The organism is Aminobacter aminovorans (assembly GCF_900445235.1).
In the GTDB taxonomy this organism is placed as follows: domain Bacteria; phylum Pseudomonadota; class Alphaproteobacteria; order Rhizobiales; family Rhizobiaceae; genus Aminobacter; species Aminobacter aminovorans.
The window spans coordinates 3,296,782-3,318,538 of the sequence record NZ_UFSM01000001.1 but is presented as its reverse complement, the minus strand read 5'-3'; the positions used below and the strand labels follow the sequence as shown (position 1 = coordinate 3,318,538).

The 21,757-nt window shown below is 61.2% G+C and carries 33 protein-coding genes and 2 pseudogenes; 32 read left to right on the top strand and 3 right to left on the bottom strand.

All coding sequences use genetic code 11. The features are described 5' to 3' along the window. Positions 1 to 51 precede the first annotated feature (51 nt). The 32 genes from rpsJ (at position 52) to DY201_RS16205 (ending at position 18,986) form a co-directional block, all read left to right on the top strand. Complete coding sequence (gene rpsJ, locus DY201_RS16360) at positions 52 to 360, top strand: 30S ribosomal protein S10 (protein WP_006205468.1); 309 nt, start codon at positions 52 to 54, stop codon at positions 358 to 360. Positions 361 to 418: 58 nt separating this feature from the next. Continuing rightward, positions 419 to 1,129, top strand: a complete 711-nt coding sequence (gene rplC / locus DY201_RS16355; RefSeq protein ID WP_115732106.1) for a 50S ribosomal protein L3 — start codon at positions 419 to 421, stop codon at positions 1,127 to 1,129. Then, entirely contained in the window at positions 1,129 to 1,749 is a 621-nt protein-coding gene (rplD, locus tag DY201_RS16350) for a 50S ribosomal protein L4 (protein WP_115732105.1), read from the top strand. The genes rplC and rplD overlap by 1 nt, the downstream gene beginning before the upstream one ends. Beyond that, the gene (locus DY201_RS16345) at positions 1,746 to 2,039 is read left to right on the top strand and encodes a 50S ribosomal protein L23 (RefSeq protein WP_067961884.1); all 294 of its coding nucleotides are present in this window, start codon (positions 1,746 to 1,748) and stop codon (positions 2,037 to 2,039) included. Before rplD ends, DY201_RS16345 begins: the two co-directional genes overlap by 4 nt. Before the next feature lie 22 nt (positions 2,040 to 2,061). Next, the gene (gene rplB, locus DY201_RS16340) at positions 2,062 to 2,895 is read left to right on the top strand and encodes a 50S ribosomal protein L2 (RefSeq protein ID WP_115732104.1); all 834 of its coding nucleotides are present in this window, start codon (positions 2,062 to 2,064) and stop codon (positions 2,893 to 2,895) included. 15 nt (positions 2,896 to 2,910) lie between these two features. Next, entirely contained in the window at positions 2,911 to 3,189 is a 279-nt protein-coding gene (rpsS, locus tag DY201_RS16335) for a 30S ribosomal protein S19 (RefSeq protein WP_055976414.1), read from the top strand. 1 nt (position 3,190) lies between these two features. Beyond that, positions 3,191 to 3,580, top strand: coding sequence for a 50S ribosomal protein L22 (gene rplV, locus DY201_RS16330; RefSeq protein ID WP_055976417.1), 390 nt, complete (start codon positions 3,191 to 3,193; stop codon positions 3,578 to 3,580). After that, positions 3,580 to 4,299, top strand: a complete 720-nt coding sequence (gene rpsC, locus DY201_RS16325; protein ID WP_067961888.1) for a 30S ribosomal protein S3 — start codon at positions 3,580 to 3,582, stop codon at positions 4,297 to 4,299. Before rplV ends, rpsC begins: the two co-directional genes overlap by 1 nt. A 27-nt stretch (positions 4,300 to 4,326) precedes the next feature. After that, positions 4,327 to 4,740 carry a 50S ribosomal protein L16 gene (rplP, locus tag DY201_RS16320; RefSeq protein WP_055976423.1) on the top strand — a complete coding sequence of 138 codons (414 nt, stop codon included), beginning with the start codon at positions 4,327 to 4,329 and terminating at the stop codon, positions 4,738 to 4,740. A 13-nt stretch (positions 4,741 to 4,753) separates the two neighbouring features. Further along, positions 4,754 to 4,954 carry a 50S ribosomal protein L29 gene (gene rpmC / locus DY201_RS16315; protein WP_018427849.1) on the top strand — a complete coding sequence of 67 codons (201 nt, stop codon included), beginning with the start codon at positions 4,754 to 4,756 and terminating at the stop codon, positions 4,952 to 4,954. An 11-nt stretch (positions 4,955 to 4,965) separates the two neighbouring features. After that, positions 4,966 to 5,205 carry a 30S ribosomal protein S17 gene (gene rpsQ, locus DY201_RS16310; RefSeq protein WP_115732103.1) on the top strand — a complete coding sequence of 80 codons (240 nt, stop codon included), beginning with the start codon at positions 4,966 to 4,968 and terminating at the stop codon, positions 5,203 to 5,205. A gap of 68 nt (positions 5,206 to 5,273) precedes the next feature. After that, positions 5,274 to 5,642, top strand: a complete 369-nt coding sequence (gene rplN, locus DY201_RS16305) for a 50S ribosomal protein L14 (RefSeq protein WP_006205457.1) — start codon at positions 5,274 to 5,276, stop codon at positions 5,640 to 5,642. A 12-nt stretch (positions 5,643 to 5,654) separates the two neighbouring features. Continuing rightward, the gene (gene rplX / locus DY201_RS16300; protein ID WP_115732102.1) at positions 5,655 to 5,969 is read left to right on the top strand and encodes a 50S ribosomal protein L24; all 315 of its coding nucleotides are present in this window, start codon (positions 5,655 to 5,657) and stop codon (positions 5,967 to 5,969) included. Next, on the top strand, positions 5,962 to 6,519 hold the full coding sequence (gene rplE, locus DY201_RS16295; RefSeq protein ID WP_115732101.1) for a 50S ribosomal protein L5: 558 nt from the start codon (positions 5,962 to 5,964) through the stop codon (positions 6,517 to 6,519). The genes rplX and rplE overlap by 8 nt, the downstream gene beginning before the upstream one ends. A 27-nt stretch (positions 6,520 to 6,546) precedes the next feature. Beyond that, positions 6,547 to 6,852, top strand: coding sequence for a 30S ribosomal protein S14 (gene rpsN, locus DY201_RS16290; RefSeq protein WP_115732100.1), 306 nt, complete (start codon positions 6,547 to 6,549; stop codon positions 6,850 to 6,852). A gap of 12 nt (positions 6,853 to 6,864) precedes the next feature. Beyond that, positions 6,865 to 7,263, top strand: a complete 399-nt coding sequence (gene rpsH / locus DY201_RS16285; RefSeq protein ID WP_067961896.1) for a 30S ribosomal protein S8 — start codon at positions 6,865 to 6,867, stop codon at positions 7,261 to 7,263. A 35-nt stretch (positions 7,264 to 7,298) separates the two neighbouring features. Next, positions 7,299 to 7,832, top strand: coding sequence for a 50S ribosomal protein L6 (gene rplF / locus DY201_RS16280; RefSeq protein WP_067961897.1), 534 nt, complete (start codon positions 7,299 to 7,301; stop codon positions 7,830 to 7,832). A gap of 87 nt (positions 7,833 to 7,919) precedes the next feature. Then, on the top strand, positions 7,920 to 8,279 hold the full coding sequence (rplR, locus tag DY201_RS16275; protein ID WP_055976445.1) for a 50S ribosomal protein L18: 360 nt from the start codon (positions 7,920 to 7,922) through the stop codon (positions 8,277 to 8,279). 128 nt (positions 8,280 to 8,407) lie between these two features. Next, positions 8,408 to 8,977 carry a 30S ribosomal protein S5 gene (gene rpsE / locus DY201_RS16270; protein ID WP_067961902.1) on the top strand — a complete coding sequence of 190 codons (570 nt, stop codon included), beginning with the start codon at positions 8,408 to 8,410 and terminating at the stop codon, positions 8,975 to 8,977. 28 nt (positions 8,978 to 9,005) lie between these two features. Next, complete coding sequence (gene rpmD, locus DY201_RS16265; protein ID WP_067961904.1) at positions 9,006 to 9,203, top strand: 50S ribosomal protein L30; 198 nt, start codon at positions 9,006 to 9,008, stop codon at positions 9,201 to 9,203. Between the two features lie 21 nt (positions 9,204 to 9,224). Continuing rightward, complete coding sequence (rplO, locus tag DY201_RS16260; protein ID WP_115732099.1) at positions 9,225 to 9,698, top strand: 50S ribosomal protein L15; 474 nt, start codon at positions 9,225 to 9,227, stop codon at positions 9,696 to 9,698. 133 nt (positions 9,699 to 9,831) lie between these two features. After that, positions 9,832 to 11,172 carry a preprotein translocase subunit SecY gene (secY, locus tag DY201_RS16255; protein WP_115732098.1) on the top strand — a complete coding sequence of 447 codons (1,341 nt, stop codon included), beginning with the start codon at positions 9,832 to 9,834 and terminating at the stop codon, positions 11,170 to 11,172. After that, a complete protein-coding gene (locus DY201_RS16250; RefSeq protein ID WP_115732097.1) occupies positions 11,169 to 11,759 on the top strand; it encodes an adenylate kinase in 591 nt (196 codons plus the stop codon). Before secY ends, DY201_RS16250 begins: the two co-directional genes overlap by 4 nt. A gap of 188 nt (positions 11,760 to 11,947) precedes the next feature. Continuing rightward, positions 11,948 to 12,316, top strand: a complete 369-nt coding sequence (rpsM, locus tag DY201_RS16245; RefSeq protein WP_115732096.1) for a 30S ribosomal protein S13 — start codon at positions 11,948 to 11,950, stop codon at positions 12,314 to 12,316. A gap of 130 nt (positions 12,317 to 12,446) precedes the next feature. Continuing rightward, complete coding sequence (gene rpsK / locus DY201_RS16240; protein ID WP_055976460.1) at positions 12,447 to 12,836, top strand: 30S ribosomal protein S11; 390 nt, start codon at positions 12,447 to 12,449, stop codon at positions 12,834 to 12,836. A 94-nt stretch (positions 12,837 to 12,930) separates the two neighbouring features. Continuing rightward, positions 12,931 to 13,941: a DNA-directed RNA polymerase subunit alpha gene (locus DY201_RS16235; RefSeq protein WP_055976463.1), complete on the top strand. Its 1,011-nt coding sequence runs from the start codon at positions 12,931 to 12,933 to the stop codon at positions 13,939 to 13,941. A gap of 109 nt (positions 13,942 to 14,050) precedes the next feature. Continuing rightward, on the top strand, positions 14,051 to 14,479 hold the full coding sequence (rplQ, locus tag DY201_RS16230; RefSeq protein ID WP_115732095.1) for a 50S ribosomal protein L17: 429 nt from the start codon (positions 14,051 to 14,053) through the stop codon (positions 14,477 to 14,479). 195 nt (positions 14,480 to 14,674) lie between these two features. Continuing rightward, a complete protein-coding gene (locus DY201_RS16225) occupies positions 14,675 to 16,156 on the top strand; it encodes a DegQ family serine endoprotease (protein WP_115732094.1) in 1,482 nt (493 codons plus the stop codon). Between the two features lie 58 nt (positions 16,157 to 16,214). Continuing rightward, positions 16,215 to 17,525 carry a replication-associated recombination protein A gene (locus DY201_RS16220; protein WP_115732093.1) on the top strand — a complete coding sequence of 437 codons (1,311 nt, stop codon included), beginning with the start codon at positions 16,215 to 16,217 and terminating at the stop codon, positions 17,523 to 17,525. A 279-nt stretch (positions 17,526 to 17,804) separates the two neighbouring features. After that, positions 17,805 to 18,134, top strand: a complete 330-nt coding sequence (locus tag DY201_RS16215; RefSeq protein WP_115732092.1) for an ArsR/SmtB family transcription factor — start codon at positions 17,805 to 17,807, stop codon at positions 18,132 to 18,134. Beyond that, positions 18,127 to 18,555, top strand: a complete 429-nt coding sequence (locus DY201_RS16210) for a YeeE/YedE family protein (RefSeq protein ID WP_115732091.1) — start codon at positions 18,127 to 18,129, stop codon at positions 18,553 to 18,555. Before DY201_RS16215 ends, DY201_RS16210 begins: the two co-directional genes overlap by 8 nt. Positions 18,556 to 18,557: 2 nt before the next feature. Next, positions 18,558 to 18,986, top strand: a complete 429-nt coding sequence (locus DY201_RS16205) for a DUF6691 family protein (protein WP_115732090.1) — start codon at positions 18,558 to 18,560, stop codon at positions 18,984 to 18,986. 60 nt (positions 18,987 to 19,046) lie between these two features. Here DY201_RS16205 and DY201_RS16200 read toward each other — a convergent pair whose 3' ends face one another. The 3 genes and pseudogenes from DY201_RS16200 to DY201_RS16190 all read right to left on the bottom strand — a co-directional run bounded on the left by DY201_RS16200 (position 19,047) and on the right by DY201_RS16190 (position 21,570). Beyond that, positions 19,047 to 19,667: a class I SAM-dependent methyltransferase gene (locus DY201_RS16200; RefSeq protein WP_245432019.1), complete on the bottom strand. Its 621-nt coding sequence runs from the start codon at positions 19,665 to 19,667 to the stop codon at positions 19,047 to 19,049. A 139-nt stretch (positions 19,668 to 19,806) separates the two neighbouring features. Beyond that, positions 19,807 to 19,938, bottom strand: a pseudogene (locus DY201_RS16195) (helix-turn-helix domain-containing protein); the annotation flags it as partial. Between the two features lie 259 nt (positions 19,939 to 20,197). Then, positions 20,198 to 21,570 (bottom strand): annotated as a pseudogene (locus DY201_RS16190) (ISNCY family transposase). Between the last annotated feature and the right edge of the window lie 187 nt (positions 21,571 to 21,757).

The window sequence follows — 21,757 nt, the reverse complement described above, 5'->3', positions numbered from 1 at the left end:
TCTGTCGCGGGCGGGAATACGCCCGCGCCGCGCCAGAACAAGGAAGTGACCATGAACGGACAGAATATCCGCATCCGCCTCAAGGCGTTTGACCACCGGGTTCTCGACGCTTCGACGCGTGAGATCGTGTCGACCGCGAAGCGCACCGGCGCCAATGTTCGCGGCCCGATCCCGCTGCCGACGCGGATCGAGAAGTTCACGGTGAACCGCTCGCCGCACGTCGACAAGAAGAGCCGCGAGCAGTTCGAAATGCGCACGCACAAGCGTCTGCTGGACATCGTCGATCCGACCCCGCAGACCGTCGATGCTCTGATGAAGCTCGACCTCGCAGCAGGTGTCGACGTCGAAATCAAGCTCTAAGAGCTAACATGAGCCGCGCGAGCAGATCCAAACGGCTCCTCTGAAGGAAAACGAACCGATGCGTTCAGGTGTAATTGCACAGAAGGTGGGAATGACCCGCGTCTATAATGACGCTGGCGAACACGTTCCCGTCACCGTTCTCCGCATGGAGAACTGCCAGGTCGTGGCACAGCTGACTAAAGAGAAGAATGGCTATACTGCCGTTCAGCTCGGCGTTGGCCTGGCCAAGGTCAAGAATACGACGAAGGCGTTGCGCGGTCACTTCGCTGCCGCTTCCGTCGAGCCGAAGTCGAAGGTTGCCGAGTTCCGCGTCTCCGCCGACAACATGCTTGATGTTGGCGCTGAGATTACCGTTGAGCATTTCGTAGCCGGCCAGAAGGTCGACGTGACGGGCACGACGATCGGCAAGGGCTTCCAGGGCGTTATCAAGCGGCACCACTTCGGTGGCGGTCGTGCAACCCACGGTAACTCGGTCTCGCACCGTACGCACGGTTCGACTGGTCAGCGCCAGGATCCGGGCAAGGTGTTCAAGGGCAAGAAGATGGCCGGCCACATGGGCGACGTTCGCGTCACCACCCAGAACGTGGAAGTCGTCTCGACCGACACCGATCGCGGTCTCATCCTGATCCGCGGTGCGGTTCCGGGTTCGAAGGGTGCATGGATCCTGGTTCGCGACGCCGCAAAGGTTGCGCTTCCTGAGAACGCGCCGAAGCCGGCCGCGATCCGCGCTGCCAGCAACAAGGCTGCGGCCAATGAGGGAGCGGAATAATGGACCTCAAGATTACAACCCTCGCAGGCAAAGATGCCGGCAAGGTTGAGCTCTCGGAAGAGATCTTCGGCCTGGACCCGCGCGAAGACGTTCTCCAGCGCGTCGTGCGCTGGCAGCTCGCCAAGAAGCAGCAGGGCACGCACAAGGCCAAAGGTCGCGCGGAAATCGCACGCACCGGCGCCAAGATGTACAAGCAGAAGGGTACGGGCCGCGCTCGTCACCATTCGGCACGCGCTCCGCAGTTCCGCGGCGGCGGCAAGGCCCACGGCCCGGTCGTTCGCAGCCACGAGCATGACCTTCCCAAGAAGGTCCGCGCTCTCGGCCTGAAGCACGCACTCTCGGCCAAGGCCAAGGCATCGAACCTGATCATCGTCGACGAGCTGACGCTCGCCGAGGGCAAGACCAAGGCGCTGCTCGCGAATTTCGCGACGCTGGGCCTGACCAACGCCCTGGTGATCGGTGGCGCCGAGCTTGACGTCAACTTCAAGCGCGCAGCGACCAACATCCCGAACATCGATGTCCTGCCGATCCAGGGCATCAACGTTTACGACATTCTGCGCCGCGGCACGCTGGTCCTTTCGAAGGCCGCCGTCGAGGCTCTCGAGGAGCGCTTCAAATGACGGATCTCCGCCACTATGACGTGATCGTCAGCCCGGCGATCACCGAAAAGTCGACCATGGCTTCGGAAAACAACCAGGTCGTCTTCAATGTCGCCAAGAAGGCGAGCAAGCCCGAGATCAAGGCTGCCGTCGAAGCGCTGTTCGGCGTGAAGGTGACTGCTGTGAACACCCTGGTCCGCAAGGGCAAGGTGAAGCGCTTCCGCGGCACGATCGGCCGCCAGAGCGACGTCAAGAAGGCGGTAGTGACGCTGGCCGACGGCCAGTCGATCGACGTCGCGACGGGTCTCTGAGCTGGGCTGAGAGGACAGGACAATGGCACTTAAGAAATTCAAGCCAGTAACGCCGAGCACGCGCCAGCTGGTCATCGTCGACCGCTCGGGTCTGCACAAGGGCAAGCCCGTCAAGGGTCTGACCGAAGGCCTGACGAAGTCGGGCGGCCGTAACAACTACGGTCGCATCACGGCTCGCTTCATCGGCGGCGGTCACAAGCGTTCGTACCGCATCATCGACTTCAAGCGTCGCAAGTTCGACGTCGTCGGCACGGTCGAGCGTCTCGAGTACGATCCGAACCGCACCGCCTTCATCGCACTGATCAAGTACGACGACGGTGAGCTGAGCTACATCATTGCTCCGCAGCGTCTGCAGGCCGGCGACAAGATCATCGCTGGTGAGCAGGTCGACGTGAAGCCGGGCAATGCAATGCCGCTCGCAGCGATGCCGGTCGGCACGATCGTCCACAACATCGAGCTGAAGCCCGGCAAGGGTGGCCAGGTCGCTCGTTCGGCTGGTGCTTACGCTCAACTCGTCGGTCGTGACCAGGGCATGGCGATCCTTCGCCTCAACTCGGGTGAACAGCGCGTCGTCAGCGGTCTCTGCATCGCCACCGTCGGTGCCGTGTCCAACCCGGACCACGGCAACATCAACGACGGCAAGGCCGGCCGCACCGTCTGGCGTGGCAAGCGCCCGCACAACCGCGGCGTGACCATGAACCCGGTCGACCATCCGCACGGCGGTGGTGAAGGCCGCACCTCGGGCGGACGCCATCCGGTGACCCCGTGGGGCAAGCCCACCAAGGGCAAGAAGACGCGGTCCAACAAGGCGACCGACAAGTTCATCCTGCGCTCGCGCCATCAGCGCAAGAGCTAAGAAGAGGTAACGCCAGTGACTCGTTCAGTCTGGAAAGGCCCGTTCATTGACGGCTATCTGCTCAAGAAGGCAGAGAAGGTTCGTGAAGGCGGTCGCAATGAGGTGATCAAGATGTGGAGCCGTCGCTCCACCGTCCTGCCGCAGTTCGTCGGCCTCACCTTCGGTGTCTACAACGGCCAGAAGCACGTCCCGGTCTCGGTGAACGAGGACATGGTCGGCCACAAGTTCGGTGAGTTCGCTCCCACCAGGACCTACTACGGTCACGGCGCGGACAAGAAGGCAAAGAGGAAGTAACATGGGCAAGGCCAAAGCTCCGCGCAGGCTTGCTGACAACGAGGCACGTGCGGTCCTCCGCACGATCCGGGTCAGCCCGCAGAAGCTCAACCTCGTTGCCGCGCTTATCCGCGGCAAGAAGGTAGCGACCGCGCTTTCGGATCTGGAATTTTCGCGCAAGCGCATCGCCGGAACGGTTAAAAAGACCCTCGAATCGGCTATCGCCAACGCGGAAAACAATCACGACCTCGATGTCGATGCACTGGTGGTGGCGGAAGCCTTTGTCGGTAAGTCGATCGTCATGAAGCGTTTCCACGCTCGTGGCCGTGGTCGCGCCAGCCGCATTGAGAAGCCGTTTTCGCACCTCACGATCGTCGTTCGTGAAGTCGAAGAGAAAGGGGAGGCCGCATAATGGGCCAGAAAATCAATCCAATTGGTCTCCGCCTCGGCATCAACCGCACCTGGGACTCGCGTTGGTACGCAAACACCGGCGAGTACGGCCAACTGCTCCACGAAGACATCAAGATCCGCAAGTATCTTGAAGCTGAGCTGAAGCAGGCCGCGATCTCCAAGGTCGTGATCGAGCGTCCGCACAAGAAGTGCCGCGTGACCATTCACGCAGCGCGTCCGGGCCTGATCATCGGCAAGAAGGGCGCCGACATCGAAAAGCTTCGCAAGAAGCTGATGGAGATGACGAAGTCCGAGACGCACCTCAACATCGTCGAGGTTCGCAAGCCGGAGACCGACGCTACGCTGGTCGCACAGTCGATCGCGCAGCAGCTCGAGCGCCGCATTGCTTTCCGTCGCGCCATGAAGCGCGCGGTGCAGTCGGCCATGCGCCTCGGCGCAGAGGGCATCCGCATCAACTGCTCGGGCCGTCTCGGCGGCGCTGAAATCGCTCGTATGGAGTGGTACCGCGAAGGTCGCGTTCCGCTGCACACCCTGCGCGCTGACGTCGACTACGGCACTGCCGAGGCAAAGACCGCCTATGGCATCTGCGGCGTCAAGGTCTGGGTGTTCAAGGGCGAGATCCTCGAGCACGATCCGATGGCTTCCGAGCGTCGCGCAACCGAAGGCGAGCATTCGCATGCTGGCGAGCGCCCTGAGCGCCGCCGTCGCGAAAACGCCTGACACGCATAGGAATTTGGAGTTAGAACGATGCTGCAGCCAAAGCGCACAAAGTTCCGTAAGCAGTTCAAGGGCCGCATCCACGGTACCGCGAAGGGTGGCACCAACCTGGATTTCGGCGGCTTCGGACTGAAGGCGCTTGAGCCGAACCGCGTCACCGCGCGTGAGATCGAGGCGGCTCGCCGCGCGATCACCCGCGAAATGAAACGTCAGGGCCGCGTCTGGATCCGTATTTTCCCAGACGTTCCCGTCACGTCGAAGCCGACCGAAGTCCGCATGGGTAAGGGCAAGGGCGCCGTCGACTACTGGGCATGCCGCATCAAGCCAGGTCGCGTGATGTTTGAGATCGACGGTGTCTCCGAGGAAGTGGCGCGTGAAGCGCTGCGTCTCGGCGCCGCCAAGCTCTCGGTCAGGACGCGCTTCGTTCAGCGCATCGCAGAATAAGGAAGGGCTGATCATGAAAGCCTCGGACATCAGGACGAAGACCCAGGACCAGCTCACCGACGAGCTCGCCAGCCTCAAGAAGGAGCAGTTCAACCTGCGCTTCCAGAAGGCGACCGGTCAGCTGGAAAAGACGGCGCGCGTGAAACAGGTCCGTAAGGATATCGCGCGTATCAAGACCATCGCCGCCGAAAAATCGGCCGGCAAGAAGGCTTAAGGACGAAAACCATGCCAAAGCGCATCCTGCAGGGTACGGTCGTCAGCGACAAGAACGAGAAGACGGTCGTCGTCAAGGTCGAGCGTCGCTTCACGCACCCGGTGATGAAGAAGACCGTGCGTATGTCGAAGAACTACAAGGCGCACGACGAAAACAACGCCCACAAGGTAGGCGATCAGGTTGCTATCCAGGAATCGAAGCCGATTTCCAAGGATAAGCGCTGGGTCGTCATTACCCCGGACCAGGCGTAACAACGAATTTTGGACAAGCCGGGGAGGGCGGTAGCCCATCCCGTTAGAGAAGAAGAAGGCGGCCAGTCATGATTCAGATGCAAACAAACCTCGACGTCGCGGATAATTCCGGCGCCCGTCGTGTCATGTGCATCAAGGTGCTGGGCGGCTCGAAGCGGAAGTATGCTTCTGTTGGCGACATCATCGTGGTGTCGATCAAGGAAGCCATTCCGCGCGGCCGCGTAAAGAAGGGTGACGTGATGAAGGCGGTCGTGGTTCGCACGGCCAAGGACATCCGTCGTCCGGACGGCAGCGTGATCCGTTTCGACAAGAACGCGGCCGTTCTTGTCGATAACAAGAAAGAACCTATCGGCACGCGTATCTTCGGGCCGGTTCCGCGCGAACTCCGCGCCAAGAACCATATGAAGATCATCTCGCTCGCGCCCGAAGTGCTGTAAGGAGCCGGAACAATGCAGAAGATCCGTAAAGGCGACAAGGTTGTCGTTCTGGCCGGCAAGGACAAGGGCCGCACCGGCGAGGTGCTGTCTGTCCAGCCGAAGGAAGACAAGGCACTTGTCCGCGGCGTGAACATGATCCGCCGCCACCAGAAGCAGTCCCAGACCCAAGAGGGCGGGATCATTACCAAGGAAGCGCCGATCCACCTGTCGAACCTCGCGCTCGCCGACCCCAAGGATGGCAAGCCGACCCGCGTCGGTTTCCAGGTCCAGAAGGACGGCACGAAGGTGCGTGTCGCCAAGCGCTCGGGAGAAGTCATCAATGGCTAAGGCAACCAACGAGCCGCGTCTGAAGAAGGTCTACAACGAGACCATCCGCCAGGCGATGCAGGAACAGTTCAAGTACGACAACGTCATGCAGATCCCACGCATCGACAAGATCGTGCTCAACATGGGTGTTGGCGAAGCCACTGCGGACTCGAAGAAGCCCGCCGTTGCCGCTGAAGACCTGGCGATGATTGCCGGCCAGAAGCCGGTCATCACCCGCGCCCGCAAGTCGATCGCCGGCTTCAAGGTGCGTGAGCAGATGCCGATCGGCGCCAAGGTGACGCTCCGCCAGGAGCGCATGTACGAGTTTCTGGACCGTCTCGTGAACATCGCACTGCCGCGCGTTCGCGACTTTCGCGGTCTGAACCCGAAAAGCTTTGACGGCCGCGGAAATTACGCTATGGGCCTCAAGGAGCATATCGTGTTCCCCGAGATCAACTACGACAAGGTTGATCAGATGTGGGGTATGGACATCATCGTTTGCACGACCGCCAAGACGGACGAAGAAGCCCGGGCTCTGCTCAAGGCCTTCAACTTCCCCTTCCGGCAGTAACGGCAGCGAGAAAAGGAAAAATCTGAAATGGCAAAGACCAGCTCAGTCGAGAAGAACAATCGGCGCCGTAAGCTTGTGGACCAGTACGCTGCCAAGCGTCAGGCCCTCAAGGACGTCATCATGGATCAGTCCAAGCCGATCGAGGAACGCTTCCGCGCGCAGCTCAAGCTCGCCGCGCTGCCGCGCAACTCGGCCAAGATCCGTATCCGTAATCGCTGCGAAGTGACTGGCCGCCCGCGCGCCTACTATCGCAAGCTGAAGATGTCGCGTATCGCGCTTCGCGACCTGGGCTCGATCGGGGCGATCCCCGGTCTGGTCAAGTCGAGCTGGTAAGGAGCATTTGACATGTCTTTGAGTGATCCTCTCGGCGATATGCTGACCCGCATCCGCAATGCCTATGGCCGCAAGAAGTCGACCGTGTCGACGCCTGCGTCCAGGCTGCGCGCCCGTGTTCTCGACGTGCTGAAGGCGGAAGGCTACATTCGCGACTACAGCCAGACCGACTTCGAAAACGGCAAGTCCGAGATCGAAATTGAGCTGAAGTACTTCGACGGCCAGCCGGTTATCCGCGAAATCGCCCGCGTCTCCAAGCCGGGCCGCCGCGTGTACGTCTCGTCCAAGTCGATTCCGCCTGTTGCCAATGGCCTCGGCATCTCGATCCTTTCGACCCCGAAGGGCGTGATGGCCGACCACGAAGCGCGCGAACAGAACGTCGGCGGGGAAATCCTCTGCCAGATCTTCTGATCTGCCTAGGCTGAAACAAGAAAGGCACGAGGACTATGTCTCGTATTGGCAAGAAACCCGTTCAGCTTCCGCAGGGCGTCACCGCTTCCGTCGACGGCCAGACCGTCACGGCGAAGGGCCCCAAGGGCGAGCTGAAGTTCGTGGTCAACAACGAAGTTCTGGTCACGATGGAAAACGGCGAAATCGCTGTTCAGCCGCGCGACCAGTCGAAGGACGCGCGCTCCAAGTGGGGCATGTCGCGGACCCAGATCGTCAACATCCTCACCGGTGTTAAGGACGGCTTCGAAAAGAAGCTTGAGATCACCGGCGTCGGTTACCGCGCAGCACTCCAGGGGAAGAACCTGCAGCTGGCACTTGGCTTCTCGCACGACGTCGTCTATCAGACGCCGGAAGGCATCACCATCACGGTGCCGAAGCCGACCGAAATCGTGGTCAACGGCATCAACAAGCAGCAGGTTGGCCAGGTTGCTGCCGAGATCCGCGAATATCGCGGTCCCGAGCCCTACAAGGGCAAGGGCGTGCGCTATGCAGGCGAGAAGATCGTCCGCAAAGAAGGCAAGAAGAAGTAACAACAACGCCGCGGTGCGCGGTCGCGGGAAGCATTTGGGCTTACCGCCGATGGCCGCGCCCGTTTCAGAAGGCAAGGAACACCTATTATGGCTTCGAAAGAAACCACTCTGCGCCGTTCGGCGCGCATCCGCCGGCAGATCAAGAAGGTCGCCAACGGCCGTCCGCGCCTGTCAGTTCACCGCACGTCTAAGAACATCTATGTTCAGGTCATCGACGACGCCAACGGCCGTACGCTCGCTGCCGCTTCGACCCTCGAGAAGGATCTCAAGGGCTCTCTCAAGACCGGCGCCGACACTGCTGCAGCAACTGCTGTTGGCAAGCTGATTGCCGAGCGCGCTTCGAAGGCCGGCGTCAAGGACGTCGTTTTCGATCGTGGCGCCTACATTTACCATGGCCGCATCAAGGCACTTGCCGAAGCTGCGCGTGAAGGTGGTCTCAACTTCTGATGCAGTTTACGGCGCAGCGCGTGGCGCTGCGCCGCATCACTGACCAGTTGCAATGAATCCGGCGACGCTATAGACGCCGGATTTGGTTTTTAACCCCCGTGCTTCCGGAAAAAAATAAGGATAGGAATATGGCACAAGAACGTAGGGAAGGTGGTCGCGACCGTAGCCGTGACCGCGAAGAGCGCGACAGCGAATTCGTCGATAAGCTCGTCCACATCAACCGCGTTGCCAAGGTCGTCAAGGGCGGCCGGCGTTTCGGTTTTGCAGCACTCGTCGTTGTCGGCGACCAGAAGGGCCGCGTTGGCTTTGGTCACGGCAAGGCGCGCGAAGTGCCGGAAGCGATCCGCAAGGCAACCGAATCGGCCAAGCGCGACATGATTTTCGTGCCGCTCCGCTCGGGCCGCACGCTGCACCACGATGTCGAAGGCCGTTGGGGCGCTGGTCGCGTTCTGCTGCGCTCTGCCAAGCAGGGTACCGGCATCATCGCCGGCGGTCCTATGCGCGCTGTCTTCGAGACGCTCGGCATGCATGACGTCGTCGCCAAGTCGATGGGTTCGTCGAACCCGTACAACATGGTTCGTGCGACCTTCGATGCGCTGAAGAGCCAGATGCATCCTAAGGATGTGGCTGCACAGCGCGGCATCAAGTATTCGACGCTTCAGGCCCGCCGCGGCACCGCCGTTGCGGCTGAAGAATAGTCGCTCGAGCTGACCAGGGACAATGACCATGGCCAAGAAAGCAACCAAGACCATCACCGTCGAGCAGATCGGTAGCCCGATCCGTCGTCCGAAGGAACAGCGTGCAACGCTGGTCGGCCTCGGCCTCAACAAGATGCATCGCAAGCGCACGCTGGAGGATACTCCTTCGGTGCGTGGCATGATCGCAGCTGTCCAGCACCTCGTCCGCGTTGTGGACGAGGCGTAAGCCGAGCGCAGGAGATAGAAGATGAAACTCAACGATCTGCGTGACAACGCCGGCGCGACCCACTCCAAGAAGCGTCTTGGCCGTGGCATCGGCTCCGGCTCCGGTAAGACCGGCGGCCGCGGCGTCAAGGGCCAGAAGGCTCGTTCGGGCGTCGCGATCAACGGCTTCGAGGGTGGCCAGATGCCGCTCTATCGTCGCCTGCCGAAGCGCGGCTTCACCAACATTTTCGCCAAGAGCTACAACACCGTTTCGCTGGCCCGTATCCAGGTTGCGATCGATGCCAAGAAGCTCGACGCGAAAGAGACCGTGACGGCGGAAGCTCTCGTCAAGGCCGGCGTGATTCGCCGCGTCAAGGACGGCGTCCGCATCCTCGGCGACGGCGAACTCAAGGCCAAGGTGGCCTTCGATGTTGCCGGCGCTTCCAAGCCGGCGATCGAGAAGATCGAAAAGGCTGGAGGATCGGTGAAGCTGCCTGAAGTGGCAGCCGCCGAGTAAAAGGCTTTGCAAAGTAAGCGGCGGTAGAGATACCGCCGCTTGCATGTTTGCCTCCCGGAGCCTATCTCGTGGCTTCGGTGACACGCGCCGCGCCCATCGCGGCATTTCGGCGTGACCAAGCGGAGTACCCTGAATGGCATCGGCTGCTGAACAACTAGCATCCAATCTGAATTTCGCAGCCTTCGCCAAGGCCGAAGACCTCAAGAAGCGTATCTGGTTCACGCTTGGCGCGCTTTTGGTCTACCGCCTCGGTACCTACATCCCGCTTCCGGGAATCAACCCCGACGCATTCGCGCAGGCTTTCACCCAGCAGAGCCGCGGCGTGCTCGGCATCTTCAACATGTTTGCCGGTGGTGCTGTCGAGCGCATGGCGCTCTTTGCGCTCGGCATCATGCCCTACATCTCCGCCTCCATCATCATGCAGCTCATGACGTCGGTCGTGCCGTCGCTTGAAGCGCTGAAGAAGGAAGGTGAGCAGGGCCGCAAGGTCATCAACCAGTACACCCGCTACGGCACCGTGCTGTTGGCAGTCGTCCAGGCCTATGGTATTTCCGCCGGCCTCGAGGGCGGCAACGGCATCGTCACCGATCCGGGCATGTTCTTCCGCGCCTCGACTGTTATCACGCTTGTCGGCGGCACCATGTTTCTGATGTGGCTTGGTGAGCAGATCACTGCGCGTGGCATCGGCAACGGCATTTCGCTGATCATCTTCGCCGGCATCGTCGCAGGCCTACCGAGCGCCATCAGTGGCACGCTGGAACTCGGTCGCACCGGTGCTCTGTCGACCGGCCTTATTCTCGCGATCATCGTTCTGGCGATCGTCGTCATCGCACTGATCGTCTTCTTCGAGCGCGCCCAGCGTCGCCTTCTGATCCAGTATCCGAAGCGCCAGGTCGGCAACCGCATGTTCCAGGGCGATACGTCGCACCTGCCGCTCAAGCTGAACACCGCAGGCGTCATTCCCCCGATCTTCGCGTCGTCACTGCTGCTGCTGCCGGCCACCGTCGCGGGCTTCTCGAACACCGCCACGCTGCCCGGCTGGGTGAGCACCGTCATGGCCGCTCTCGGTCATGGTCAGCCGCTCTACATGCTGCTCTACGCCGCGATGATCGTGTTCTTTGCCTTCTTCTACACGGCGATCGTCTTCAATCCGAAGGACACGGCCGATCAGTTGAAGAAGCACTCGGGCTTCATCCCCGGCTATCGTCCCGGCGAGCGCACTGCGGAATACATCGACTACGTGCTGACCCGCGTCACCGTCATCGGCGCTGCCTACCTGGTCGTCATCTGCTTGATGCCCGAGTTCCTGATTTCGGCAACCGGCGTTCCGTTCTACCTTGGTGGTACTTCGCTTCTGATCGTGGTCAATGTAACCCTTGATACCGTGGCGCAGATTCAGGGTCACCTGATCGCCCACCAGTACGAGGGGCTGATCAAGAAGTCGAAGCTCCGTGGAGGTAAGAGGGGAAGATGAAGCTTATATTGCTGGGACCGCCCGGGGCGGGGAAGGGCACTCAGGCGCAGAGGCTGGTCGAAAAGCACGGCATCCCACAGCTTTCCACCGGTGACATGTTGCGGGCCGCAGTGAAGGCCGAGACGGAAGTTGGCAAGCGCGCAAAGGCCGTCATGGACGCCGGCGAACTGGTTTCGGACGAGATCGTCAATGCCATCGTCGCCGAGCGAATCGACCAGGACGACTGCGCCAAGGGCTTCATCCTCGACGGTTATCCGCGCACGCTAGCGCAGGCCGATGCAGTCGCTGACATGCTGGCCGAACGCGGCCTGCATCTCGACGTGGTGATCGAACTCGTCGTCGACGACAAGGCACTCGTTGGCCGGATCCTGAAGCGCGCCGAGGAAGCACAGGCTGCTGGCCAACCGGTTCGCAAGGACGACAACGCCGAGGTGTTCGAAGAGCGCTTGCGCGAGTACTACAAGAAGACCGCGCCGCTGATCGGCTACTACTACGCAAACGACCTGCTCAAGCAGGTCGACGGAATGGCCGATATGGACGACGTTACCGCGCAGATCGAAGCTGTTGTCGCTGAGGTCACGCACTAAAAACAGCTGCCATGCTTGACTGACGGGCCGTACTGGAGTATGGCGGCCCGTCTTCCATTCAGGCATGATGTTGTGTGCCCACTAGGGTACAAAGTCATATTGATACGGAAAACCCGCATGGGCCGGCCTCCACCGGACGCGGGGCAACTTGAAGCGCCGGCATTGTCCGGCCCAAATGGAGTGAAGAGATGGCTCGTATAGCCGGCGTTAATATTCCGACCAACAAGCGCGTTGTGATTGCGCTTCAGTACATTCATGGCATTGGCAAGAAGTTCGCAGCTGAGATCGTCGAGAAGGTCGGCATCCCGGCCGAGCGTCGCGTTAACCAGCTGACCGATGCTGAAGTTCTGGCGATCCGCGAAACCATCGACCGCGACTACCAGGTCGAAGGCGATCTGCGCCGCGAAGTTTCGATCAACATCAAGCGCCTGATGGACCTCGGCTGCTACCGCGGCCTGCGTCACCGTCGTTCGCTTCCGGTTCGTGGCCAGCGCACGCATACCAATGCGCGCACCCGTAAGGGTCCGGCCAAGGCAATTGCCGGCAAGAAGAAGTAATTTCGTTCCCGGCGGGTTTCGGCCCGCCGGTTTCGCCTTTTATGGGCGGGTGTTCGGCCTGACACCTTGAACGCAGGCTGGTGTAGCCGCTGGTATTACGGCGGTGAAGAGATCAACTGAAAGGACTACCATGGCTAAGGAAGCCGCTCGCGTTCGTCGTCGCGAACGCAAGAACATCTCGTCGGGCGTCGCCCACGTGAATTCGACCTTCAACAACACCATGATCACCATCTCCGATGCGCAGGGCAACACGATTGCCTGGTCGTCTGCTGGTGCGCAGGGCTTCAAGGGTTCGCGCAAGTCGACCCCGTTCGCTGCCCAGATGGCTGCCGAAGACTGCGCCAAGAAGGCACAGGAACATGGCATGCGCATGCTGGAAGTCGAAGTCTGCGGTCCGGGTTCGGGTCGTGAATCGGCTCTGCGCGCGCTCCAGGCTGCGGGTTTCACCATCACGTCGATCCGCGACGTGACGCCGATCCCGCACAATGGCTGCCGCCCGCGCAAGAAGCGTCGCGTCTAATATTTCACCCCGTGCGAGCGCCCTGGGCGCTCGTTGCGGTTTCCAGGTCGCCCGTCACGATTGGATGGTGGCGGGGCAACGGAAGGAAGCGAATATGATCCAGAAAAACTGGCAGGAACTGATCAAGCCAAACAAGATCGAGTTCTCGTCCAAGAAGAAGACGCTGACCACGCTCGTCGCCGAACCGCTCGAGCGTGGCTTCGGCCTGACGCTGGGCAACGCGCTCCGTCGCGTGCTGTTGTCGTCGCTTCGCGGCGCTGCCGTCACTGCCGTCCAGATCGACGGCGTGCTGCATGAGTTCTCGTCCATCGGCGGCGTTCGTGAAGACGTCACCGATATCGTGCTCAATATCAAGGAAATCGCCATCCGCATGGAAGGCGACGGCCCGAAGCGCATGGTCGTTCGCAAGCAGGGCCCCGGTGCCGTGCTCGCTGGCGACATCCAGACGGTCGGCGACGTCGAGATCCTGAACCCCGACCACGTCATCTGCACGCTCGACGAGGGCGCGGAGATCCGTATGGAATTCACCGTCGACACCGGCAAGGGCTACGTCCCGGCTGAACGCAACCGTGCTGAAGACGCTCCGATCGGTCTCATCCCGGTCGACAGCCTCTACTCGCCGGTCAAGAAGGTTTCGTACAAGGTCGAGAACACCCGCGAGGGTCAGGTTCTGGACTACGACAAGCTGACCATGACCATCGAGACCGACGGTTCGATCACCGGTGAGGACGCAGTGGCATTTGCTGCTCGCATCCTGCAGGACCAGCTTGCACTGTTCGTCAACTTCGACGAGCCGCAGAAGGAAGTTGCAGCCGAGGCCGTTACCGAGCTCGCCTTCAACCCGGCGCTGCTCAAGAAGGTCGACGAGCTGGAGCTTTCGGTCCGTTCGGCCAACTGCCTCAAGAACGACAACATCGTTTACATCGGCGATCTGATCCAGAAGACGGAAGCCGAGATGCTGCGGACCCCGAATTTCGGCCGCAAGTCGCTCAACGAGATCAAGGAAGTTCTGGCCGCGATGGGTCTGCACCTCGGTATGGAAGTGCAGGACTGGCCGCCGGAAAACATCGAAGACCTCGCCAAGCGATACGAAGACCAGTACTAAGAAGACCTAGTCGAGCATGGTTCCGAGGACCGGATATTCCGGTCCGACGGCCTTGCGGAAAACCATCAGAGGCCGTGGCCTCTTGAACAAATGAAGAAGGAAAAGAGTCATGCGCCACGGTTTCAAAGGCCGTCGCTTCGCCCGCAGCGTAAGCCACCGCAAGTCCATGTTCGCCAACCTCTCCGTCTCGCTGCTCGAACACGAGCAGATCGTGACCACGCTCGAAAAGGCAAAGGACCTGCGTCCGATCGTCGAGAAGCTGGTGACGCTCGGCAAGCGCGGCGACCTGCATGCCCGCCGCCAGGTGATCGCTCAAATCGGCAACGAGAACGTCGTGAAGCGTCTGTTCGACGTCGTTGCGCCGCGTTACGCCACCCGCAACGGCGGCTACCTGCGCATCATGAAGGCTGGCTTCCGCCGCGGTGACAACGCCGCGATGGCTGTCATCGAGTTCGTCGATCGCGACACCTCGGCCAAGGGCGCAGGCGATCGCGTTCGCCTCGAAGCCGAAGCCGCCAACGAAGCTGACGCTGCATAAGCTGTCTGCAACGTTGTTTTGAACCGAAGGGGCCCTCGTGGCCCCTTTTGTTTTGGGCGATTGCCTCAAGGCTGCAGCGGTTCTTCCGCATCTCGCGCCAACTATGCGGAAATAACCGCTTTCGCGCGCATACAGCCTTTCAATTTGCACAATCGTCACGACAATGGCGCCGACTTAGACGTTGGAGGATTCGCAATGCGTGCGAAACGATATTTGCTGCTTGCGCTGGGCGCCTGGATGGCTGTTGCAGGTGGTGTCGCGGCCCAGGAAGCCACCAAGCCCGCTGAGGATCCCGGCCTGTCGGATGTGCTGACCGATCTGCTGAATGGCGGCAAGGACGGCACTGCGACGCCAGGCCCCGACCGTCGCGTGCCCTTCGGCCGCGAGGAGATGCAGCTATCGTTCGCACCACTGGTCAAGGATACGGCCGCTGCGGTGGTCAACGTCTATGCCTCCAAGCAGGTCAAGGCGCGTTCGCCTTTTGAAGGCGACCCGTTCTTCGAACAGTTTTTCGGTCGTGGTGCGCCACGCAACCGCTCTTCGCTCGGTTCCGGGGTGCTGGTCGATGCAAGCGGCATCGTCGTCACCAATAATCACGTCGTCCAGGACGCCGATCAGGTGAAGGTCGCGCTCTCGGATGGCCGCGAATTCACCTCCAAGGTCCTGCTCAAGGACGACACGCTTGATCTGGCGGTGCTGAAGATCGACTCCGACAAGCCGTTTCCGACGATCGCCATCGGCGATTCCGATGCGCTGCAGGTCGGCGATCTTGTGCTCGCCATCGGCAATCCTTTCGGCGTCGGCCAGACCACGACCAGCGGCATCGTCTCCGCACTTGCCCGCACCCATATCGGCGTGTCCGACTCTGGCTTCTTCATCCAGACCGACGCCGCCATCAATCCGGGCAATTCGGGTGGTGCGCTGATCAACATGGGCGGACAGCTCATCGGCATCAACACGGCGATCTTCAGTCGCACCGGCGGTTCGATCGGCATCGGCTTTGCCATTCCCTCCAATATGGTGCGTGCGTTCACCGAAGCCGCCAAGGGCGGTGCCGAGTTCTTCGAGCGGCCGTTCATCGGTGCCTCCTTCGAGCCGGTAACACCACAGATCGCCGAGTCGCTAGGCATGGAACATCCTTCGGGCGCGCTGATCTCATCGATCGACGAGAATGGTCCGGCGGCACGCGCGGGCCTCAAGCCTGGCGACGTCGTGTTGTCGTTCAACGGTGCCGCGATCGAGCACATGGAAGCGCTCGACTATCGCCTGGCAACCCAGCCGATCGGTGGCAAGGCGACATTGCAGGTGCTGACCAAGGGTGAGGAAAAGGCCGTCGAGGTGGCGCTTGAGCGTGCGCCCGAAGGCTCCAGCACCAACGAGGTCCTGCTGGGCGGCCGCAGCCCGTTTGCCGGCGCCAAGGTCGCCGTGCTGTCGCCGCGGCTGGCCCAGCGCCTGCGCGTTGCAACCGACACCAAAGGTGTGGTGATCGTCGGCGTCGATGGCGGCTCGGCTGCTGCAGGTTTCGGTTTCCAGGCGGGTGACATCGTGCGCGAGCTCAACGGCGAAACCATCGACACCGCCGAAAAGCTGAAGCAGCTTGCCGAGGAGGATACGCGCTGGTGGCGGTTCACCGTCGAACGCGACGGTCGCATCATGCGGCAGATGCTGCGCTACTGAGCACCGGCACGATGCTGAAGGTCGCGGCATGTAACTGGATCGCGGGGAGGGCCATTCCTTGAGCTCTCTTTTCGACGAGGTCGTTCCGCGCCCGCTGGCCGAGACGTTGCGCCCGCAAAGCCTGAGCGAGGTCATCGGGCAGGACCATATTCTCGGGCCTGACGGGCCGATCGGGCGCATGGTCAAGTCCAAGAAGGCTTCGTCGTTCATCCTCTGGGGGCCGCCAGGCGTCGGCAAGACGACGATTGCCCGGCTGGTGGCCAGGGAAATCGGCCTCGATTTCGTCCAGCTCTCGGCTGTTCTCTCCGGCGTTGCTGATCTGCGGAAGGTCGTCGATGCCGCCAAACAGCTCCGCAGCGGAGCAGGGCGGCAGACCGTGGTGTTCGTCGACGAACTCCACCGCTTCAACAGGACCACCCAGGACGCGCTGCTGCCCCATGTCGAGGACGGCACCATCGTCCTGATAGGTGCCACGACGGAGAATCCGAGCTTCAGCCTGGTCGCGGCACTGCTGTCACGCGCCAAGGTCTACACGCTCAAGCGCTTCGAAAAACCTGATCTTGCCGTCCTCGCCGAGCGCGCGGAAGCGCATGCCGGCAGGAAGCTGCCGCTGGACGCCGACGCGCGTGACACACTCTTGACCATGGCGGATGGCGACGGGCGCTACCTCATCGGGCTCTGCGAGGAACTGCTTGCGCTGCCTTCAGCTGTGGTGCTCGATGTCGCGGGCCTTGTCGAAACGGTGCAGAAGCGTGCCCCGGTCTACGACAAGGGGCAGGAAGAGCATTACAACCTGCTCAGTTGCTTCCATAAGAGCCTGCGTGGCAGCGATGTGCAAGCAGCACTCTACTGGGCGGCACGCATGGTTGTCGGCGGCGAATCTCCAGCGACGATCTTCCGCCGCCTGGCTTGCGCGGCATCCGAGGATGTCGGCATGGCAGACCCGCAGGCAATGCCGCAGGTCATCGCGGCCTGGACCGCGTTCGAGCGGGTAGGGTGGCCGGAAGGGCGTCTGTTCATGGCCCAGGCGATCACTTATGTCGCGACGGCGCCAAAATCGAACGCCTCCTATATGGGCTTTAACCAGGCGATCGCCATCGCCCAGCAGACCGGTTCGCTGGCGCCGCCCAAGCACATCCTCAATGCGCCGACAAAACTGATGAAAGAACTCGGCTACCACGAGGGCTACCGCTACGACCATGACTATCCCGACGCGTTCTCGGGCCAGGAGTTCATGCCGGATGAGCTTGCCGGCTCCAATCGTCCGGAGTTTTATCAGCCGAACGAACGCGGCTTCGAACGCGACATCAAGAAACGGCTCGAATTCTGGGCCCGGAACAAGGCCAATCGCAGCCAGTCCGACGACTAGTCGCCACTGGTGCCGTCCGTTGAGCATTGTGCCCGGACGCATGTTTGACCACGAACCAGCCCCTAATTTGAGCAGGACGCTGGGCGCAGGCGCTTCGTGTCTGGCCTTCATTTTGCGGAACATTGATTGCAAATTAATGCAATCATATATATGCAACTATAGCGACGCCATAGCGGCGACGCGGCTTGAACGCAGCGCCCAGACCGGCCGATAGCGAAAGGCGGGGCGCGGCGCGGAGCAACCAGGGTTAACATCGTGAATCACGGACCCGACACGGCGATGGCTGAACTGCTTGAACGGGCAGGGGAAGCGTCCGAATTCCTGAAGAAACTCGCCAACCCCAACCGCCTAATGATCGTCTGTGCGCTTGTCGACGGCGAGCGTTCGGTACGCGAGCTCGAAGACAGCCTTGGCATACGCCAGCCGGGCTTGTCACAACAGATCGCGGAACTGCGCGAAGCCGGACTGATCGCCGGCCGCAAGGAATCGAAGTCGGTCTTTTATCGCCTGGCCGACGAGCGGGTCGCGGCGGTCGTTTCGCTGCTTTACCGCATGTTCTGCGCACCGAAGGCTGGAATGGATCCCTTGCGAGGCAACAACAATGACTGAATTCACGCCCATCGCCCCCACAGTAGGTGGCATCCTGATCGGTCTCTCGGCCGTGCTGCTGATGGCCTGGGAAGGGCGCATTGCGGGTGTCAGCGGCATTGCCAGTCGCCTTTTGCCGCCCTATGCCGACGGTGTCTTCCTGTCGCGTCTCGGCTTCATTCTCGGCCTGGTCGCAGCACCGCTGATCTATGTACTGGTGACCGGCAGCGAGGTGCTCCAGACGGTTTCATCAAACCTGCCGCTGATGGCGGTCGCCGGCCTGCTCGTCGGTTTCGGTTCGGCATATGGTAGCGGCTGCACCAGCGGACATGGCGTTTGCGGACTGTCGCGGCTTTCCATTCGCTCGCTGGCGGCGACCGTCACCTTCATGGTCACGGCCTTTGCCACCGTCTTCATCGTCCGGCACGCTTTGGGAGCCTGACCATGTCCTTTGTCGTCAATCTCGCGCTCGGCCTGCTGTTCGGCATCGGTCTCGTCGTTTCAGGCATGTCCGACCCGGCCAAGGTTCTGAATTTCCTCGACCTGGCGGGCACGTGGGACCCGTCGCTGGCCTTTGTCATGGGGGGTGCCGTCATCACCGCGTTCGTCGGCTACCGTCTTGTATTAAAACGCCAAAAGCCGTTGGCAGCACTCGCGTTCCAACTGCCGTCCGGGAAGGAGATCGACCGACCGCTTCTCCTGGGATCGGCCATGTTCGGCATCGGCTGGGCCCTTGGCGGATTTTGCCCGGGGCCAGCGCTGACGGCGACGACGCTCGGAGCCGTGGGCACCTATGCCTTCCTGCCGATGATGTTTGCCGGCATGTGGTTGGCCAGGATAGTTGCTGCCAGGCGCGTCGCGGCGGAGGCATGATCTGAAATCGCCGGATGAGCGGGAACTCCAGTGGCGCCTGACATACGGGCAGGGAGACCATCAGCCCTGTTTGCGGAATGTACTGAACTGGAAATGCTGCAAGCTGTCCCATGGCGTCCGGTGTTCGTGGCGGCGGGTGTCGATCAACTGGAAGCCGTCTCCCAGCAATTTGCCGATGCTGTTGGAATCGTGCCTGACGATCGGCAGCCCACTGCATTTCTCGGGGCCGTCTGCGGCAAAGGTGGCGATGATTGCATGGCCGTTGGGGATGAGCGCCTTGGCAAGCGTGGCGGTGTAGATGGCCTGTTCCGCGGGATCGGTCAGGAAATGAAACGCCGCGCGGTCGTGCCAGACCTCGTAGCTGCGCTCAGGACGCCAACTGACAATGTCGGCGCAAATCCAGCCTACAGTTCCGGCTGAATCGCCGAGGCGCGCCTTGTTGGCGTCCAGTGCGGTCTGTGACAGGTCGAGCACGGTGACGTCGTCAAAGCCACGTGCAAGCAGCGCGTCGACCAGATGCGACTCGCCGCCGCCAATGTCGATGACCGCCGATTTAGGCGCAGCGCCGGCGAGCTCAAGCAGCGTCAGCGATGGCTCCGGCGTCTGCTGATACCAGCTGACGGCGTCCTCGGCCTTGGTGCCGTAGATGCCGTTCCAATGCGATCGGCGTGCGTTGTCCAATGCCGCGTCCTGACTGTTATGCCCATTACCGGAACTGAAGCCGGTGCTACGCGACACCATAGCACCGGCTCAGTGAGAACAACTGCCATTCGCACAATGATGCGAGTCTTCTGGAGAATGGTATGCGCAAGTTCAACGGCCGGCCGAGTTTCTCGGCGATCACATCGACACTGACCCCGGCTTGACGCCAGCGGGCGATCTTGCGCCGCTCATCGAGATCAATCTGCGAGTAAGTGCGTTCATATGCGGTTCCTTGCCTGCGATAACCCATTGGTATCGCTGCAAAGTCGCACTTCAAGGTAGAACCCACCGGCCAATAGACGCTGTGGCGACTAGGTTGGAATGTCCGGTCCCTTGCAAAGTAGAAATGTCGCATCGGCTGTTTCAGCGGGCAGGGCGCAAGTTGGAGATGCGATTGTGACCCACTTCCCGACGCCACGAGAGAGCCTGATCGGGCGTAAGCCGGTCGGGGTTGCGCAGCCCGATCAGGCGCGATCCATTCAAGCTCGCCTCGGCTTTGAGATCTGGTCTCACTCGCCAGAAGCCGACCTTGCCAACGCCCGTTGCCGATGCGCGATGACCGTGGGATCGTTCATGAAATCCGTCCTTTTGCCCGGCTTACGTCCGCGCTTCTTGTAGCCGATCTGCTCACTGTTGGTCTTGATCTTCGGCGCCGGCCGAGCCTCATCCTGCTGGGCCTTGATCCAGGAAAGCACCTCGCCGAGCCGCTTGTTCTCCGTGATCGCCGTGTGTGTGATGCGCTGCTCTTTGTCGAAGACGGTATAGGGCAGGGAACACGCCTTCCACCGGACATCTACGTGAGCGTCGGCAAACTCGTAGATGTCGACGTACTTGCCGACCAGCTCGCACGAAAGCTCGTTCTTCTCGAGCATGATCTGCTTGCGCTCATAGGAAAACGACAGTTGCTGGCCGACATGACGCTGCTCGCGCTTGCACAGCACGTCGCGCAGCCGATCCGGCGCAACATTCAAAACACGATGCAGATTGTCCGGCCGGGCAGGAACCTTGGCGAACTTCTCGTTGAAGTCGGCGGTGAACGCCGGCAGGAACGCATTGGCTAGTGCAATGTCGGATATGCCGGCGAGGCGAAGTTCCTTCACGAGGCGGTCTTGCAGCGTCCGATTGACCCGTTCGACCCGGCCTTTGGCCTGGCTCGAATTGGCGCACAGAATCTCGATGTTGAGCTCAGACAGCGCGCGGCCGAATTGCGTCATGCCGCGGCCTTGGCATCCTTCTTGGAAACACGAAACACCGTATGCTTGTCGGAATAGAACGCCACCGGGCATCCGTGCGACTTCAGATAGAGCTCCAGCGCCTCGAAATAACTGAAGGTGCTCTCCGACTTCACAAAGCGAAGCTGCTGGAGCTTGCTCGTGGCATCATCGATAAAGACGAGCAGGGTGCATGGATCGCCCCGCCCCTCGAACCAACGATGATCACTGCCGTCGATCTGCACCAGCTCGCCATATGACTCCCGACGTAGTCTGGGCTGATGGAACGTCCTGCGCTGCTTTCGCGATAGCCAGATTCCGGCTTCCACCATCCATTTGCGCAACGTCTCTCGCGACACAACCAGACCGTGGCGCGCCGCCAACTTCTCGGCCGCCAAGGTCGGTCCGAAGTCGAGATAGTGTTCCCGAACCAGCTGAACCGCCAACTCGCCGACGCCGGCGACATATCGATGGTTGGACGGCCGGCCTCGAGACTTGTGCCGGAGTGCCGCGGCGCCGCCAGCCTGAAACGTCTTCAAAAGTCGCTGCACCTGGCGCGTCGTCAGTTCGAGGACATGCGCGGCCGAGACAGTCGTCATGCGCCGCTCAACAACCTTCGACAGCACCTCGATCCGTTGCAGCTCACGTTCGCTCATCACGATCAGTCCCATTCCGCTGCCTCCCACTCAACGAGCAGGGCGACATTCCTACTTTGCAGAATCAAGACATTTTAACTTTGCGCCAATAGACGCTTGTCGCATAAGATAGATTATGGAACATGTGTGGCGCACCGAAGCGTTGTTCAGCCGGATTCTTGGTGCTCTCGGCAGCCGCACAACAGATCGGCCTAGAAGCAAG

What these genes read in the sequence shown, in the direction of transcription:
- rplV (WP_055976417.1), top strand. Translation starts at nt 3,191, where the DNA reads ATGGGCAAGGCCAAAGCTCCGCGCAGGCTTGCTGACAACGAGGCACGT.
- rpsE (WP_067961902.1), top strand. Translation starts at nt 8,408, where the DNA reads ATGGCACAAGAACGTAGGGAAGGTGGTCGCGACCGTAGCCGTGACCGC.
- rplQ (WP_115732095.1), top strand. Translation starts at nt 14,051, where the DNA reads ATGCGCCACGGTTTCAAAGGCCGTCGCTTCGCCCGCAGCGTAAGCCAC.
- rpsH (WP_067961896.1), top strand. Translation starts at nt 6,865, where the DNA reads ATGTCTTTGAGTGATCCTCTCGGCGATATGCTGACCCGCATCCGCAAT.
- rpsQ (WP_115732103.1), top strand. Translation starts at nt 4,966, where the DNA reads ATGCCAAAGCGCATCCTGCAGGGTACGGTCGTCAGCGACAAGAACGAG.
- rpsC (WP_067961888.1), top strand. Translation starts at nt 3,580, where the DNA reads ATGGGCCAGAAAATCAATCCAATTGGTCTCCGCCTCGGCATCAACCGC.
- secY (WP_115732098.1), top strand. Translation starts at nt 9,832, where the DNA reads ATGGCATCGGCTGCTGAACAACTAGCATCCAATCTGAATTTCGCAGCC.
- rplF (WP_067961897.1), top strand. Translation starts at nt 7,299, where the DNA reads ATGTCTCGTATTGGCAAGAAACCCGTTCAGCTTCCGCAGGGCGTCACC.
- rplC (WP_115732106.1), top strand. Translation starts at nt 419, where the DNA reads ATGCGTTCAGGTGTAATTGCACAGAAGGTGGGAATGACCCGCGTCTAT.
- rplB (WP_115732104.1), top strand. Translation starts at nt 2,062, where the DNA reads ATGGCACTTAAGAAATTCAAGCCAGTAACGCCGAGCACGCGCCAGCTG.
- rplO (WP_115732099.1), top strand. Translation starts at nt 9,225, where the DNA reads ATGAAACTCAACGATCTGCGTGACAACGCCGGCGCGACCCACTCCAAG.
- rplR (WP_055976445.1), top strand. Translation starts at nt 7,920, where the DNA reads ATGGCTTCGAAAGAAACCACTCTGCGCCGTTCGGCGCGCATCCGCCGG.
- DY201_RS16225 (WP_115732094.1), top strand. Translation starts at nt 14,675, where the DNA reads ATGCGTGCGAAACGATATTTGCTGCTTGCGCTGGGCGCCTGGATGGCT.
- rpsN (WP_115732100.1), top strand. Translation starts at nt 6,547, where the DNA reads ATGGCAAAGACCAGCTCAGTCGAGAAGAACAATCGGCGCCGTAAGCTT.
- DY201_RS16215 (WP_115732092.1), top strand. Translation starts at nt 17,805, where the DNA reads ATGGCTGAACTGCTTGAACGGGCAGGGGAAGCGTCCGAATTCCTGAAG.
- DY201_RS16205 (WP_115732090.1), top strand. Translation starts at nt 18,558, where the DNA reads ATGTCCTTTGTCGTCAATCTCGCGCTCGGCCTGCTGTTCGGCATCGGT.
- DY201_RS16345 (WP_067961884.1), top strand. Translation starts at nt 1,746, where the DNA reads ATGACGGATCTCCGCCACTATGACGTGATCGTCAGCCCGGCGATCACC.
- rpsJ (WP_006205468.1), top strand. Translation starts at nt 52, where the DNA reads ATGAACGGACAGAATATCCGCATCCGCCTCAAGGCGTTTGACCACCGG.
- rplN (WP_006205457.1), top strand. Translation starts at nt 5,274, where the DNA reads ATGATTCAGATGCAAACAAACCTCGACGTCGCGGATAATTCCGGCGCC.
- rpmD (WP_067961904.1), top strand. Translation starts at nt 9,006, where the DNA reads ATGGCCAAGAAAGCAACCAAGACCATCACCGTCGAGCAGATCGGTAGC.
- DY201_RS16210 (WP_115732091.1), top strand. Translation starts at nt 18,127, where the DNA reads ATGACTGAATTCACGCCCATCGCCCCCACAGTAGGTGGCATCCTGATC.
- rplE (WP_115732101.1), top strand. Translation starts at nt 5,962, where the DNA reads ATGGCTAAGGCAACCAACGAGCCGCGTCTGAAGAAGGTCTACAACGAG.
- rplP (WP_055976423.1), top strand. Translation starts at nt 4,327, where the DNA reads ATGCTGCAGCCAAAGCGCACAAAGTTCCGTAAGCAGTTCAAGGGCCGC.
- rpsK (WP_055976460.1), top strand. Translation starts at nt 12,447, where the DNA reads ATGGCTAAGGAAGCCGCTCGCGTTCGTCGTCGCGAACGCAAGAACATC.
- DY201_RS16235 (WP_055976463.1), top strand. Translation starts at nt 12,931, where the DNA reads ATGATCCAGAAAAACTGGCAGGAACTGATCAAGCCAAACAAGATCGAG.
- rplD (WP_115732105.1), top strand. Translation starts at nt 1,129, where the DNA reads ATGGACCTCAAGATTACAACCCTCGCAGGCAAAGATGCCGGCAAGGTT.
- DY201_RS16250 (WP_115732097.1), top strand. Translation starts at nt 11,169, where the DNA reads ATGAAGCTTATATTGCTGGGACCGCCCGGGGCGGGGAAGGGCACTCAG.
- rpsM (WP_115732096.1), top strand. Translation starts at nt 11,948, where the DNA reads ATGGCTCGTATAGCCGGCGTTAATATTCCGACCAACAAGCGCGTTGTG.
- rpmC (WP_018427849.1), top strand. Translation starts at nt 4,754, where the DNA reads ATGAAAGCCTCGGACATCAGGACGAAGACCCAGGACCAGCTCACCGAC.
- rplX (WP_115732102.1), top strand. Translation starts at nt 5,655, where the DNA reads ATGCAGAAGATCCGTAAAGGCGACAAGGTTGTCGTTCTGGCCGGCAAG.